Below are 14,953 nucleotides of genomic sequence, written 5' to 3' on the forward strand. Positions count from 1 at the left end.
CCCCCCTTCTCCGCCCTCCCACCTCTCCCCGCCACCCCGCACCCCCCACCCCTCCCCGTCGATCTTGCACTTTTCGTCAGGGCAAAGAGGGCGTAAGGCGCTTATCGGCGACCAAGACTGCAAGATCGGCGGGACTCGCTGAGCGGGACGGGGTGGACCGCTCTCGCCCCGCGATCTTGCACTTTCGGTCGCATATCTGCCCTACTTAGGACTGATTTGCGGGGACGGGAAGTGCAAGATCGACGGGGAGACAGGGGTGCGTGGGGAGGGAGGGAGGCAGGGGGCGTGGGGGTGGGGTGGGTGGGGGTTAGGAGGTGGGGTCGGGGCGGCCTTGGCGCCAGTAGCCCATGAAGGCAACGGCGCGACGGTCGAGGGCGCAGTCGGAGACCAGGTGGCGGCGCAGGGTACGGATGACGCCCGCCTCCCCGGCCAGCCAGGCGTAGAGCGGGGCAGACGGCGGTACGTCGGGGACCTCCCAGAGGATCGTGGTGTCCACGTCCACGTCGTCGACCGTCGGACCGTCGGCCGTCCCGGCGCCGGCCATCGCCCCGGCGACGGCTACGGGCACGCCCGGCTGTGGGGTGGGCTGCTGGTGCTGGCCACCGCCTGACGCGGCGAGCAGGTCACAGGCCGCGTCGGCGACGGCGCCGATCAGCCGGTCACCGTGCGGTGCGCCGTTGCGGGGCAGCCAGATGACCTCGACGCCGGGGGGCGCGACCAGCGGCAGGACGTCCGCCGCGTCGGGAACCTCCAGCAGCACCCGGCCGCAGGCGTCCAGCGGCAGCCGCTCGCAGATGCCGCTGATCGCCGGGACCGCCGTCTCGTCCCCGGCCAGCAGCAGGCACCCGGTCGACGGCGGGCGGAACTCCAGTCCACCGTGGTCGCCCTCGTAGCCGGCGTCCGGCCCGGCGATGGCGATCTCGTCGCCGGGGCGGACCTGCTGCGCCCACCGGCTCGCCGGGCCACCGTCGCCGTGCAGCACCAGGTCGACGTCGAGTTCGTGCAGGTGCGGCCGGACCGCTCGCGCGGTGTAGGTGCGGATCGGGTTGCGCTGGTGCTCCGGCAGCGCCCGCCACTGCGCGTACCAGTCGGGGCCCTGCGGCAGGTAGACCGCCCGCTGACCGGGCAGCGGCAGGGCCAGCTTGATCCGCTGGTCGTAGCCGTTGTCGGCGAAGCGGTCCAGGTCCGGGCCGGTGAAGGTGACCCGGACGAAGGACGGGCTGAGCCGGCGTACCGCGCGGATCTCGACGGAGAACAACCGCCACGGTGCGACGGGCAGGGTGTTGGTCATGCTGCCTTCCAGGGTGCGGGCCACGCGGACCGGTTACCGGGACTGAGGGGCTGAGGCACGCGAGCGCCACAGCAGCCAGACGAAGTACGGGGTGCCGATCAGGGCGGTGACCAGACCGGCGGGGATCTGTGCCGGGGCGATCACGGTGCGGCCGAGGGTGTCGGCGACGCTGACCAGGGCCGCGCCCAGCAGCGCGGCGACCGGGAGCACCCGGGCGTGTCGACCGCCGACCAGGGCGCGGGCGGCGTGCGGGGCGACCAGACCGACGAACCCGATCACGCCGACGGCGGAGACCGCGGTGGCGGTGAGCAGCGCCGCCGCGCCGAGCGCGACCAGTCGGGTGCGTTCCAGCCGGACTCCGAGCACGCGGGGGGTGTCGTCGTCCAACGCCATCAGGTCCAACTCGCGGCGGGCGGCGACCACGGCCGGGGTGAGCACCAGCAGCGCGATCGCCACCGGCAGCACCTGGGTGGCGGTGCGGCCGTAGGTGGAGCCGGACATCCAGGTCAACGCCTTGCCGGTGTTCCACGGGTCGCGGGAGACGATCAGGAAGGTGATCAGGGCCATGCCGCCCTGCCACGCCCCGAACCCGATCAGCACCAGCCGATCGGAGCTGAGCCCACCGCGCCAGGCCACGCCGTAGACCAGGGCGAAGGCGAGCATCGCGCCGAGCCCGGCCATTCCGGAGACGGCCCAGACGCTGGCCAGCGGCACGAAGGTGATGAGCGACACCGCGCCCAGTCCGGCGCCGGCGGTGATGCCGAGGATGCCGGGCTCGGCCAGCGGGTTGCGGCAGACCGCCTGCACGGTGGTGCCGGCCACCGCCAGCGCCGCGCCGGCCAGCAGGGCGGCGGCGACGCGAGGCCATCGCTGGTCAAGCACGAAGGTGTACGCCGGCCCGGTGTTGCCGTTGACCCAGTTGACCAGGTCACCGAGGAGCACCCAGGTGTCCCCGGCCAGCATGCCGACCACCACCCCGACGGTGGCGACCGTGGCCACCACGACGACGACGGTGCGGTGGAAGGCGGCCGAGCGGACGGCGGCGTGACCGCCCGGCGGTCGGCGTGTGGGGCCGGCGTCGCGGTGCCGTCGGGCCAGCCAGATCAGGATGGCCGCGCCGAGCAGGGTGGTCACCACGCCGGTGGGGATGTCGACACCGGCCTGGGCACCCATCGCGGCCCGCAGCAGCACGTCGGAGCCGAGCACGATGACCATTCCGGCGATGCCGGAGAGCGGCAGCAGCACCCGGTGACGGTGTACGCCGGGCACCAGCGGCCCGAGCAGCCGGACGATCACCGGCGCGCAGAGGCCGACGAATCCGACCGGCCCGGTGAGGGTGACCGCCGCGGCGGAGAGCAGGACGGCCAGCACAGTGACGATCAGCCGGGTACGCCGCACGTCGAGACCGAGCACGGAGGCGGTGTCGTCGCCGAGGGCGAGGATGTCGAGGCGGTGGCCGAGCAGCATCAGCGCCACGATGGCGAGGCCGATGATCGGGGCGAGCTGGGTGAGCGCGTTCAGGTCGCTCTGCACCAGCGAACCGTTGCCCCAGGCGAACAGGCCGATGGTGGCCTGTTCGAAGAGCAGGAGCAGCAGCATGGACACCGAGCTGAGCGCCAGTGCGGTGGCCGAGCCGGCGAGGATCAGCCGGGTGGTGCCGGCCTGCCCGCCGGAGGACATCGCCATCACCAGTCCCGCCGCCGCGAGGCCGCCACAGAAGGCGAGCCCGCCGGCGGGCAACGCGGGCAGCGCGATGCCGAACGCGGCGACCGAGACGATGGTCAGGTGGGCGCCCGCGTTGACGGCGAGGGTGTCCGGCGAGGCCAGCGGGTTGCGGGCGATGGACTGCAGGGCCGCACCGGCGAAGCCGAGCGCGACACCGATGGTCAGCCCGGCGAGCAACCGGGGCATCCGGGAGGCGACGAGCACCCGTACGGTTTCGTCGTCACCGCCGGTGAGCAGGCGCAGCAGGTCGAGCGCGCCCACGGCGGAGGTGCCCTGGGTGAGGTGTACGACGGCGACCACGAGCGCCAGCGCGGTGGCCGCGATGAAGGCCCCGACGATGCGGGTACCGGGGAGGCGTCCGGCCGGAGCCGGCCCGAGGGCCGACTCCGAACGCGGAGGCGCGGACAGCTCGGTCACACCGCGTAGGTGTTGACGAACTGGTCGATGTACTGCTTGGCGGAGAGCGGCCCGCCGAAGGTCCAGATGCCGTCCGGCATCCGGTGCAGGTTGCCCTGCTTGACGAAGGGCAGCGACTTCCAGATCGCGTTGTCGGCGAGGCCGTCGGCGAAGACGTCGGTGCCGTCCGAGGCGTTGTAGAAGAAGTGCAGGTCGGGGCTCTTGAGCCCGGTCAGGCCCTCGACGTCGGTCTGCCCCAGGCCCCACACCTCGTCGACCTTGCCGGTCCAGGCGTTGGTGAGGCCGAGCTGGATGCCGAGCTGGGAGACGAAGGCACCCTGGCCGAACATCCGGATGCTGACGGTGCTGCCTTCCTTCCAGCCGTCGGCGATGGCGAACGGCTTGCCGGCGGCACCGGCGTCGGCGATCTTCTTCTTGCCGTCGGCCAGGGCGGCGTCGAAGTCGGCGAGCAGCTTCTCCGCCTCGGCGGTCTTGCCGACCGCCTTGGCGATCATGTTGAGGTCGGCGCGCATCCGGCCCACGTTGTCGGTGGCGTCGCTGCTCTTGGTCACCAGCACGGGGACGTACTTCTCCAGCTGGTCCAGCAGGGCGGCGCCGCGACCGTCGGAGACGACCACCAGGTCGGGGGCGAGGGCGACGATCGAGTCGACGCTGGGTTCGCCGCGGGTGCCGACGTCCTTGACCGCGGGGTCGAGCTTGGCGGCGGTCACCCAGGTGGCGTAGCCCTTGGGGTCGGCGACACCGACCGGCATGACGCCGAGGCTGACCAGCATCTCGACCTCGCCCCACTCCAGGCCGACGACCTTGGTGGCGGGGCTGTCGAGCTTGATCTCCTTGCCGCGGCTGTCGGTCACGGTGACCGGTCCGCCGGCGGCGGAGGCGGAGGGTGCGGGCTCGGCGGTGTTCTCGGTGGTGCCGCAGGCGGCCAGCAGCAGCGCGGTGGCGGTGGCGGCGACCAGGGCGGTGACACGGGTACGGAACATGGTGTTCTTTCTCGTTGCAGGACCGGTCCGGGTTCAGACCGGGATTCGGGTCAGGTGACGTCCCACGGGGCGGGTGGTCACCAGACCGGTGAGGGGATCGGTGGCGACCTCGATGCGGATGCCGTACGTCTCGGTCAGGTCGGTCTCGGTGAAGACCTGCGCCGGGGTGCCGGTGGCACGGATCCGGCCGTTGTGCAGCAGGACCACCTCGTCGGCCACCGCGGCGGCCTGGTTGAGGTCGTGCAGCACCACGCCGACCGCGACGCCGTGCTCGTCGGCCAGGTCGCGCATCAGGTCGAGGATCTCGATCTGGTAGCGCAGGTCGAGGAAGGTGGTGGGTTCGTCGAGCAGCAGCACCGCGGTGTCCTGGGCCAGGCAGGTGGCCAGCCAGACCCGCTGGAGTTCGCCGCCGGAGAGTTCGTCGACGGGCCGGTCGGCCATCGCGGTCACCCCGGTGACCGCCATCGCGCGGGCGATCGCGGCCGGGCCCTCGGGGTCGTCGGTGCGCCAGCGGCCCCGGTAGGGGTGGCGGCCGTAGCCGACCACGTCACGGACGGTGACGCCGTTGGGCACCGGTCGGCTCTGGGCGAGCAGGGTGACCCGGCGGGCGAACTCCTTGGCCGGCAGGCTGGCCGCGGCGATCCCGTCGGCGCAGACCACTCTGCCGGTGTCGATCGGGTGCAGCCGGGCCAACGCGCGCAGCAGGGTGGACTTGCCGCTACCGTTCGGGCCGACGAGGGCGGTCACCTTTCCGGCACGTAGCCCGATCGAGGCGCCGTGAACCACTGCCGTACCGTGATATCCCAGGCAGAGGTCGACGCCGCGTAGGCGCTGGTCAGCGTCGTTCGACGCCAGTCCGCTCGACATGCGGTTAGGTTAACCTAACCTAACTTCGTGTCAAGACGCGGACCCCCTTCACGTCCCGCGGGGCCCTGTCCCGGTCGGAGAACATCGATGCCGCCGACCGACTCCGACCCCCTTCGGTCGCCGGCCGGACACACTCGGCAACCCTCGCTGCCCACACCTGCGAAACCGCCCCTCGGGGAACGCGAAAACGTACCGGGGTGGGACGACAGATCGACACGAGCGGCGGTAGCGTTGCGCGTCATCGCCGCCGGGTCGCCGGTGCGCCGATCCGCGATCGTACGGAGGATGAGGCATGTCCATCGGCGAGGAGCCGTACGCCATCCGCGACGACCTGGCCTCACGGCCGACCTTCGAGGTGACCCTGCGCGGTTACGAGAGAAAGCAGGTCGACCGCTATGTGGAGCAGTTGGACGGTCAACTCAGCACGGTCTCGGCCGAGCGGGACCGGGCCCTGGGGCGCGCTCGGGAGCTGACCGCCAAACTCCAGGCGGCCCAGGCCGAGGTCGCCGATCTGCGGCAGCGACCGGCGCAATTGGACAAGGCGACCTTCCAGGATGTGGGCCCGATGGTCGGCCAGATCCTGGACCTCGCGGAGAAGCAGGCCGCGGCGATCATCGACACGCACACTCAGCGGGCCAACAAGCTCCAGGCGGAGGCGGAGAAGACCCTCGCCAACGCCCGGGAACGCACCGTCAAGGCGCTTGCCGACCTCGAAGAGGAACTCGCCGCCCGCCGCGCCGAGCACGACAAGAAGTACGAGGAACTCCGGGCGGCCGCCGATGCCGAGCTGGCGGAGAGCCGGGAGCGGGCCGACAAGCTGCGCGCCGACGGCGAGGCCGCACACGAGCGCGCCCAGCAGGAGGCCCACCGCATCGGGGAACAGTGCCGCCAGCAGGTGGAGCAGGCCCGCGCGGCGGCGGAGGCGTTGACCACCTCCGCGCGTACCCAGATCCACCAGGAGATCCAGGCGGCCCGGTCGAAGAGCCAGCAGGAGCTGGCCCAACGGCGAACGGCCGTCGAGGAGGAGCTGGCCGAGCGGCGCGCCGCGGCCGAGGAGGATCTGACCGAGCAGCGCGCCACCGTCGAACGCGAGCTGGCCGCCCAACGCAGCGCCGCCGAGCAGCGGGTCAGCTCGATGATCGCGGACGCCCAGCAGTACTCCGCGGAGATCCGCAAGCGCGCCGACGAGCAGGCCGCCGAGGTCCGCAGGCACAGCGACGATCAGGCCGCAGCCGCCGAGGAGCACCTGCACGCCGTGCAGCTGGAGATCGGCGAGCAGCAGGACGCGTTGGCCGGGGTGCGGGAGGAGCTGGACACCGCCCGCCGGCAGCTCGACGAGACGCGGCAGGGCAAGGAGGCCACCGAGGCCGAGCTGACCGGGCTGCGGCAACAGCTGGAGGAGACTGTCCGGGATCTCGCCGCGGAGAGCCAGCGACTGGACGAGGTGCGCCGGGCCGTCGAGGCCGCCGAACGGCACGCCAAGGAGACCCGGGCGCGGGTGCAGCGGGAGGCCAAGCGGGTCGCCGACCTCGCCGCCGCAGCCGTGATGGCCGCTGCGGCCGGTGGTGGCGAGACCGCCGAGTATCCGATGGTCGGTGCCCGCACCGGGCACCGCCCGCCGACCCCGGCACCGGAGTCCGAGCCGATCGTGCGCGACGCCACGGCCGAACGCGGTGCCCGCGAGGCGACCGCGGGTGGCGCCGGGGCCGACGGCCAGCCGACGACGGGCCCGGCTGCTGAGACCCGCCCGGCCCCGCCAAGCCTGGAGGCACCCGGCGGCAGCGAACCGGCCGTCGAGGGCGAACGGGCAGGGCAGGCGCACCTCGGGCCGACCGTACCGATGCCGACCGCCGCGCTGGCGCGGGCCGAGGCGGCGCTCGCCGGCGGTCCGGCGGGCATCAACTGGTTCGCCGGGCAGCCCGAGGACCAGGAGGACGACGCGGCCGATCGCGCGCCGCAGCCGTCGACACACTGATCACCAGCCCGGCCCTACGCCACTGTGGAGCGTGGGGCCGGGCGTTTCGCGCCTCCGGCACCGCTGAACGTGCTCGGCGCGTCAGGCGTCCGCACGATGGTCACCGGCGGTGCACGGTGCCAGAATCGCCCCATGCGGCGTGCGCTCGTCGGCCGGGACGAGGTATTCGACCAGGCCTGGCGCTCGCTGGGCGAGCCGGGGCAGGTGCTGCTGGAAGGCCCCGCCGGCATCGGCAAGACCGCGCTGTTGCGGGCGCTGACCGCCGAGGCGGCCCGGTCGGGTTGGCTCGTGCTCTCCTGCGCGCCGACCGAATGCGAGGCCGAACTCCCCTTCGCCGCCCTCGCCGACCTGCTCCGCCCGCTTGCCGACCTGGCGGCGGAGCTGCCGCGTCCGCAGCGCATCGCCGCCGAGACGGTCCTGGTCACCGGCGACAGCGACGAGACGATCGACGAACGCGTGATCGGGGCGGCCACCCGGTCGCTGCTGGAGGCGGCGCTCGCCTCGGGCCGGCCGGTGCTGCTGGCCGTGGACGACGCGCCCTGGCTCGACCGGCCGAGCGAACGTGCCCTGCGGTTCGCCCTGCGCCGGGTCGGCCCGGGACCGGCCACCCTGGTCAGCAGTCGCAGCGCGAGCGGGCCGGCGGTGCCGGCGGCCCCGCTCGGGCTCGACGCGGGTGCCGGCCGGCTGACTCGGCTGGAGGTGACGCCGCTGGGTGTGAACGCGCTGCATCATGTCCTGCGCGAGCGGGTCGGTGCCGGTCTCGACCGTCCGCTGCTGGCCCGCATCGCCCGGGAAGCCGGCGGCAATCCGCTTGTCGCCATCGAGGTGGCCCGCGCGGTGCAGCGGCTGCCGAAGCCACCGGAGCCGGCACAGGAGCTACCTGTCGCCTCGTCCATGCATCAACTCCTCGCCGACGTGCTCGCCGAACTGCCGGCCCGGTGCCGCGACGCCGTCCGGCTCGCGGCGCTGCTCAGCGTCCCCCTGCTGCGCGACCTCACGGCGGCGGGCGTGGGGCCACGCGCGTTCGACGCCGCCGAGGAGGCCGGGCTGCTGGCGGTGACACCGGCCCGGGTGGAGTTCACCCATCCGGTGTACGCGGCGGCGGTGCGGGCCGGCATTCCGCCCGGTGTCCGCCGAGGGCTGCACCGCAGGCTGGCCGGGGTGGTCGCCGACCCCGACGAACGGGTACGCCAGCTGGCCGCCTGCACCACCGGGGCCGATCCGGTGGTGGCCGACGCCCTCGCCGCAGCCGCCGTGCGGCAACACACCCGAGGTGCGCCGGACGCGGCGGCGAACCTCTACGAGGCAGCCGCGCGGCTCACCCCGGCCGACGACCGCCCCACCCTGGGGCAGCGGCTGCTGGCGGCGGCCCGGTGCCGGTTCGACTGTGGCGACCATCCGGGTGCCCGGACGGCCGCCGATGAGGTGGCCGCCAGCTTCACGGGTCACGTCCGCGCCGAGGCGCTGCTGCTGCGCGCCGTGGTCGCATGGAGCGCCGACGAGCCGGGCGGCACCGCGCTGGCGGCCGCCGGGCGGGCCCTGGCCGCCACGCAGCCCGATTCCCTGCTCGCCGGCCGGATCCACGCCCACCTGGCCCTCTTCGTCGACCTGCCGGACCCGGCGCGTACCCACGCGGAGTCGGCCATCGCCCTGCTCAGCGGCCCGGGTGGGGACCGGGAACTGCTGGCCGCGGCGCTGCTGCACCTGTTCAACAGCGAGGTACGCGCCGGTGCGCCACCCCGCACCGAGTTGCTCGACCGGGCACTGGCCATGGAAGGGCCGGAACCGTCCTGGTTGGCGGGCACCATCCCGGCGGTCTGGTGGAAGGGGATCGACGATCCCGACCGGGCCCGGGATCGGCTGACCCGGCTGTTGGACCGGGCGGCGGCGCGCGGTGACGAACCCTCCCAGTACGAACTGCTCAAGCATCTCGGTGAGACCGAACTGCTCGCCGGACGCTGGTCGATGGCGCAACGGCACATCGCGGCGGCCCGTGACCTCGGTGAGCTGCTGGGCACCGAGTTGACCGCGGAGACCTGGCTGACCGGGCTGCTCGACGCCCTGCGGGGGCGGCTCGACGCGGCGGCGCAGGTGGCGGAGGCGGGCGTACGCCTGGGCGAGGACCTCGACGACGACTGGTGCCGCCGGATCCACCTGCAACTCGGCGCGTTCGTCGCGCTCTGCGCCGGCCGGGTCGCCGACGCGGCGGTCGGTTACGGTCGGCTGGCCGCGTTGGTGGACCGGATGGGGCTGGCCGAGCCGTTGGCGCAGCGCTTCGAGCCGGACTGGATCGAAGCGTGCGTGGCCGCCGGTGATCTCGCCACCGCCCGCGTCGCCCTGCACCGGCTGACCGAACGGCACCGCCGCCTGCCGCGACCGTGGACGCTGCTGGGCCTGGCCCGCAGTCGTGCCCTGCTGGACAGCGCCGAGGGCGGGGACCCGTCGGCCGCCCTCGACGACCTCGCCGCCGCCCGCGCGGCGGTGGCGCCGCACGTGCTGCCCCTGGATCGGGCCCGCTGCCTGCTGGTCGCCGGAGTGGTGCATCGGCGGCTGCGCCGTAAACGCCCGGCTCGGGAGGCGCTCACGGCTGCAGCGGCCGAATTCGACGCGCTGGGCGCGGCGGCGTTCGCCGCGCGGGCCCGGGCGGAGGCGGCCCGGCTGGGTGGGCGGCCCCCGGCGCCGTCGGCGTTGACCGCCACCGAGGAGCGGGTGGCGCGGCTCGCCGCGCTCGGACGGACCAGCCGCGCCATCGCCGACGAACTGTTCGTCAGCCCCAAGACGGTGGAGACGAACCTGTCCCGCGTGTACCGCAAGCTGGGCATCTCCCGACGGGCCGAACTCAACGCGGCACTGGCCCGGGTCAGCGCCGACGCGGTATCGGCCGGCGGCCACAAAGGCTAGGGAAACACCGGATTCCTTCCCCGGGGGGCGGCCGTACCGTCGAGTGCACCCCGACTGTCGCAGGTGCTGATGCGCAGCGCTGCCGGCCGGGCGGAGGAGGGGGAACGGACCGGTGCGACGACTGATTCTGCCTGTGCTGCTCGCGACGGCGCTGGCACTGACCGGCTGCGGCGACAGCGAACCGGCGACACGGGGCGCCGGTCCGGACGCCGGGTCGGATGCCGGTTCGGACGCCGATCTCGACCTGCCCGTCGACGGTGCCGACGCGGTCCGGCCGGCCTGCCCCTTCACCGCCGAGCAGGTCACCGGGATCGTCGGCCAGCAACTCGACGACAAGGGCAACTGCAGCTTCGGTGACGGCATCGCCCTGCTCACCGTGACCACCGCGTCGCGGGTCGCCGGTGAGATGACCTACGACTACCAGCGCCAGCAGGCCGACCAGATCTACCAGTCGGTGACCGACCTCGGCGTCGGCGACAAGAGCTACCTGGCGGTGAAGGACATCGAGGCGGAAGCGGTGGTGATCAACGGGGCGGGCAGCTTCACCGTGACGCTGAGCAGCTTCCAGCGTCTCGGCGCTGAGCCCGACGGATATGCCCAGGCGATGCGCAAGCTGGCCGACGCCCTGCCGAACTGAAGCCCCGACGAAGGAGACACCGTGCGGCACCTGACCTCCGTCGCCCGACTCGCCGCGGCGGCCACCGTTCTCACCGTCCTGGCCGCCTGCGGCGGTACGGAGCCTGCGGCGGCACCGCCGGCACCGGCGCAGCCGTCGGAGCCCGCGCCACCGACCGAGGCCACCGAGGCACCGGAGCCCCCCGCCGCGGCGCCGGTCGACGCCTGCGCGCTGGTCTCGAAGGAGGATGCCGAGAAGCTGGCCGGTACGCCGCTGGATGACCCGCTGCCGAGCGGGGAGACCTGCTGGTTCACCGGGCCCGTCTCGGGGCCGGTGGCGCAGGTCGAGGTGCACGTCGGCGACGGGGCGAAGAAGATCCTGGACATCGACCGCGACCTGAAGCACGAGTTCGAGACGCTGTCCGGCATCGGGGACGAGGCGTACCTCGAGGAGGGGATGGTCTTCGTCAACGTCTCCGGGGTCTGGGTGGCCATCCGGCTGGTCCGCACCGACGACATGGCCAAGTACGACGAGCGGCTGACCGAGTTGGCGCGGACGGTCGCCGGCCGGCTCTGATCCGCCCCGGTCGGTCACGCCGGGCGGTCGGTCACGTCGGGTCACTCTCGGTGGTCTCGTGCTGCGCGTCGAAGCGTTTCCGGATCACGCCGCTGGCTTCCTCTTCGTCACAGCCGAGGCTGCGCAGCAGGTCGGTGGCGACGGTACGGATCTGCGCCACCACCACGCTGCCGGAGAAGCCGACCCCTTCGGCGTACGCCTCGGCGGCCCGGTCCACCGCCTTGAGGATCAGCTGTTCGGACCGGTCGGTGTGACGCCCGCTCTCCGCCTCGACCTGGAGCAGCGCGAGGGCGTCACCGAAGTAGTGCACGGCGGCGGCCAGCCCGGGTGGCACCGGCTCGTCGTCGCGGATCGCGGTGGCCGCCCGGCGCAGCATCTCCTGGCCGCCTCGGATGGCCAGGGCGAGGTAGCGGGTGCCGCGTTCGTAGTGCTCGAACTCGCTGCGCCGGTGCCACCGCGCCGGTGAGATGGCCACCGCCTCCCCGGCTCCGGAGACCGCGTCGTTGAGCAGTTTGAGCTGCGGGTCCAGGCCGCCCAGGGCGTCCCGGGCATGTGCCACGGCCGGGTAGTCACCGTGGGAGATGCCCTCCGCGGCGTCGTGCAGGTGCTGGATCAGGGCAGCGAAGAGCGGACGCGCCGCCCGCTGGATGATCCGTACCGGGTTGACCGGCAGGACGGCGACCACCACCACGGCGGTCACCCCGCCGATCACGGCGTCGACGATGCGGGGCACCTCCAGTCCGCGCTGCACCGGTGCCAGCGTGGCGATCAGCACGGCGGTGCCGCCGGCCTGGGTGACCACCTGTCCGCCCCGGCTCAGGCTCAGCGCGAGCAGGATGGCCAGGGTGACCACGGTGCCGGTCTGCCAGGGGCCGGTGCCGATGACCGCGATCAGGGCGTCGCCGACCAGCAGCCCGGCCAGCACGCCGAGCAGCAGTTCGACGGTACGCCGGGTGCGTCGGCCGATGGCCGCGGCGATGGTGCCGACGGCGGCGGTGGGGGCGAATACCGGTGACGGATGGTGCAGCAGGTTGTGCGCCACCCACCAGGCGAGCGCGGCGGCCACCCCCGCCTGCACGGCGAGGATCGCGTACAGCTCCAGGGTCCGTCGCCGCTCCCGCCAGTCGGCCCGGACGCTGAGTGCGGCAACCGTGCCCGCGACCCGGTCCCTCGCCGAGCCGGCGGCGCCACGCGCCCAGCTCCCGATCCGCTCGCCCGCCGCCACGCGGCCGACTACCCCGACGGGCCACGCTCATTCACACCGCCTGTTCCCGAACGCGTCGCACATCCAGGCGACACGGCCGAATTGCGAACTGCCGTGCCACCTGCACAGAAGCCCTTTACATCGCGGTACGTCGATTGACAAAGTTCATGATCCCAACTTATTGTGCGAGCCGGCCGGATGTTGCCGGCGGTCCGGTGACACGCGGCCAGCCACCCGTCGACACCATCACCACACGAGGAGCGTCATGGCCGGGCTGCGCGGCACACTACGAAGGACACGATGGCGACTGGGCGTGGTCGGCGCCGGGGTCGCCGCCCTGCTGGCCGGGGTCGGGTTGGTCAGCGCGGGCGCCGCCCACGCGGCGGCCGGCTGCCGGGTGGTCTACTCCGCGCCGAGCCAGTGGCCGGGCGGTTTCACCGCGAACGTCGACCTGACCAATCTCGGCGACCCGCTCAACGGCTGGCGGCTGACCTGGACCTTCCCCTCCGGTCAACGGGTGACGCAGGCGTGGAACGCCACCGTCACCTCCGCCGGAAACGACGTCACCGCCGCCAACGTCAGCTACAACGCGACGCTCGGCACCAACCAGACGGTGTCGTTCGGCTTCAACGGCTCGTGGTCGGGCAGCAACACGGCCCCCACCTCGTTCGCGCTCAACGGGGTCACCTGCACCGGCAGCGTCGGCCCGACCACCCCTCCCCCGACCACGCCGCCGCCGACCGACCCGCCGCCGACGACCCCGCCGCCGACCGGTGACGCGATGGCCTACGTGGCCGCGATGCAGCCGGGCTGGAACCTCGGCAACACCTTCGACTCCGTCGGTGACGACGAGACCGCGTGGGGCAACCCGCGGGTCACCGAGGCCCAGTTGGACGCCATCCGGGCGCAGGGGTTCAACAGCATCCGGATCCCGGTCACCTGGAGCAACCGGCACGGTCCGGCGCCGTCGTACACCATCGACCCGGCCTGGCTGAACCGGATCAAGGAGGTCGTCGGCTGGGCCCTGGACGACGGCTTCTACGTGATGATCAACCTGCACCACGACTCGTGGCAGTGGATCCACGAGATGCCGACCAACCGGACGACCGTGCTCAACCGGTACAACGCGCTCTGGACCCAGATCGCCGCGGCGTTCCGGGACGCCTCACCGAAGCTGCACTTCGAGAGCGTCAACGAGCCGCAGTTCGCCAACAGCTCCGGTGACGCCCAGAACGCGCAGCTGCTGCACGAGCTGAACGTCAACTTCCACCGGATCGTGCGCGCCTCCGGTGGCAACAACGCCACCCGGATGCTGGTCCTGCCGACCCTGCACACCTCCTCCGAGCAGGCCCGGATCAACGAGCTGACCACGACGATCAACCAGCTCAACGACCGCAACCTGATCGCCACCGTGCACTTCTACGGCTACTGGCCGTTCAGCGTGAACGTCGCCGGCGGCACCCGCTTCGACGCCACCACCCAGCAGGACCTCGTCGACGCCTTCGACCGGGTCTACAACGCCTTCGTCACCCGAGGCATCCCGGTGGTCATCGGCGAGTACGGCCTGCTCGGCTTCGACCGGCACACCGGCACCATCCAGCAGGGCGAGAAGCTGAAGTTCTTCGAGTACTTCGGCTACTACGCCCGGCACCGACAGCTCACCACCCAGCTGTGGGACAACGGCCAGCACTTCAACCGGACCACCTTCGTCTGGCGGGACGCGGAGCTGATCAACCAGATCAAGTCGAGCTGGACGACCCGCTCCGGCACCGCCTCCTCCGACCAGGTGTACGTGCCGCGTACCGGCTCGATCACCGCCAGGACGCTGACCCTCAACCTCAACGGCACCACCTTCTCCGGTCTGCGTCAGGGCAGCACCGAGCTGGTCCGGGGCACCGACTACACCGTCTCCGGCAACCAGCTGACGCTGACCGCCAGCGCGTTGACCCGACTGGTCGGCAACCGGGCGTACGGCGTCAACGCCACCCTCCAGGCGCGCTTCTCGGCCGGCGTACCGTGGCGGATCGACGTGATCAGCCACGACCCGCCGGTGTTGTCCAACGCCACCGGCACGACCGCCTCCTTCGCCATTGCGACCCAGTTCCGCGGCGACCAGCTCGCCACCATGGAGGCGCGGTACGCCGACGGCAGCAACGCCGGACCGCACGACTGGACGTCGTTCAAGGAGTTCGACGTCACCTTCTCCCCCGACTACACCGGCAACCGGATCACCCTGACCGACACCTTCTTCGGTGAGGTACGCGACGGCAGCCCGGTCACCCTCACCTTCCACTTCTGGAGCGGTGCCCAGGTGACCTACCGCGTCACGAAGTCGGGCACCAGCGTCACCGGCCAGGCCGGCTGACCCGCCGCGCGCCACCGGCCTCCCCGGCCGCCC

General features: G+C 72.8%; 10 protein-coding genes. 5 read left to right on the forward strand and 5 right to left on the reverse strand.

Translation table 11 applies throughout. The features are described from left to right. Positions 1-307 precede the first annotated feature (307 nt). From Vgi01_RS15735 to Vgi01_RS15750, 4 genes are read right to left on the reverse strand one after another with little or no spacing between them, the layout of a single operon-like run. Positions 308-1,291: a siderophore-interacting protein gene (locus Vgi01_RS15735; RefSeq protein WP_204291621.1), complete on the reverse strand. Its 984-nt coding sequence runs from the start codon at positions 1,289-1,291 to the stop codon at positions 308-310. Between the two features lie 33 nt (positions 1,292-1,324). Next, on the reverse strand, positions 1,325-3,433 hold the full coding sequence (locus tag Vgi01_RS15740; RefSeq protein WP_239088996.1) for an iron ABC transporter permease: 2,109 nt from the start codon (positions 3,431-3,433) through the stop codon (positions 1,325-1,327). Further along, positions 3,430-4,416 (reverse strand): ABC transporter substrate-binding protein, encoded by a 987-nt coding sequence (locus Vgi01_RS15745; protein WP_204291512.1) that lies wholly within the window; start codon positions 4,414-4,416, stop codon positions 3,430-3,432. Before Vgi01_RS15745 ends, Vgi01_RS15740 begins: the two co-directional genes overlap by 4 nt. Positions 4,417-4,449: 33 nt before the next feature. After that, positions 4,450-5,283 carry an ABC transporter ATP-binding protein gene (locus Vgi01_RS15750; RefSeq protein ID WP_204291513.1) on the reverse strand — a complete coding sequence of 278 codons (834 nt, stop codon included), beginning with the start codon at positions 5,281-5,283 and terminating at the stop codon, positions 4,450-4,452. A gap of 292 nt (positions 5,284-5,575) precedes the next feature. Between Vgi01_RS15750 and Vgi01_RS15755 the strand changes: the two genes are divergently transcribed. From Vgi01_RS15755 to Vgi01_RS15770, 4 genes are all read left to right on the forward strand, one after another. Then, the gene (locus tag Vgi01_RS15755; protein WP_204291514.1) at positions 5,576-7,258 is read left to right on the forward strand and encodes a hypothetical protein; all 1,683 of its coding nucleotides are present in this window, start codon (positions 5,576-5,578) and stop codon (positions 7,256-7,258) included. 132 nt (positions 7,259-7,390) lie between these two features. After that, positions 7,391-10,159, forward strand: coding sequence for a helix-turn-helix transcriptional regulator (locus Vgi01_RS15760; RefSeq protein ID WP_204291515.1), 2,769 nt, complete (start codon positions 7,391-7,393; stop codon positions 10,157-10,159). 112 nt (positions 10,160-10,271) lie between these two features. Next, entirely contained in the window at positions 10,272-10,796 is a 525-nt protein-coding gene (locus Vgi01_RS15765) for a hypothetical protein (protein ID WP_146017483.1), read from the forward strand. Positions 10,797-10,817: 21 nt separating this feature from the next. Continuing rightward, positions 10,818-11,351, forward strand: coding sequence for a DUF3558 family protein (locus Vgi01_RS15770; RefSeq protein WP_233196706.1), 534 nt, complete (start codon positions 10,818-10,820; stop codon positions 11,349-11,351). A 31-nt stretch (positions 11,352-11,382) separates the two neighbouring features. Here the strand turns inward: Vgi01_RS15770 and Vgi01_RS15775 are convergent, their stop codons facing one another. Next, on the reverse strand, positions 11,383-12,576 hold the full coding sequence (locus Vgi01_RS15775) for an FUSC family protein (protein WP_102657241.1): 1,194 nt from the start codon (positions 12,574-12,576) through the stop codon (positions 11,383-11,385). A 244-nt stretch (positions 12,577-12,820) separates the two neighbouring features. On the opposite strand from Vgi01_RS15775, the gene Vgi01_RS15780 reads away from it, so the two are divergent. After that, positions 12,821-14,920: a cellulase family glycosylhydrolase gene (locus Vgi01_RS15780; RefSeq protein ID WP_204291516.1), complete on the forward strand. Its 2,100-nt coding sequence runs from the start codon at positions 12,821-12,823 to the stop codon at positions 14,918-14,920. The last annotated feature ends 33 nt before the right edge of the window (positions 14,921-14,953 follow it).

The organism is Micromonospora gifhornensis (genome assembly GCF_016863515.1).
GTDB classification, from domain to species: Bacteria; Actinomycetota; Actinomycetes; order Mycobacteriales; family Micromonosporaceae; genus Micromonospora; species Micromonospora gifhornensis.

What these genes read in the sequence shown, in the direction of transcription:
- Vgi01_RS15745 (WP_204291512.1), bottom strand. Translation starts at nt 4,416, where the DNA reads ATGTTCCGTACCCGTGTCACCGCCCTGGTCGCCGCCACCGCCACCGCG.
- Vgi01_RS15755 (WP_204291514.1), top strand. Translation starts at nt 5,576, where the DNA reads ATGTCCATCGGCGAGGAGCCGTACGCCATCCGCGACGACCTGGCCTCA.
- Vgi01_RS15735 (WP_204291621.1), bottom strand. Translation starts at nt 1,291, where the DNA reads ATGACCAACACCCTGCCCGTCGCACCGTGGCGGTTGTTCTCCGTCGAG.
- Vgi01_RS15760 (WP_204291515.1), top strand. Translation starts at nt 7,391, where the DNA reads ATGCGGCGTGCGCTCGTCGGCCGGGACGAGGTATTCGACCAGGCCTGG.
- Vgi01_RS15750 (WP_204291513.1), bottom strand. Translation starts at nt 5,283, where the DNA reads ATGTCGAGCGGACTGGCGTCGAACGACGCTGACCAGCGCCTACGCGGC.
- Vgi01_RS15780 (WP_204291516.1), top strand. Translation starts at nt 12,821, where the DNA reads ATGGCCGGGCTGCGCGGCACACTACGAAGGACACGATGGCGACTGGGC.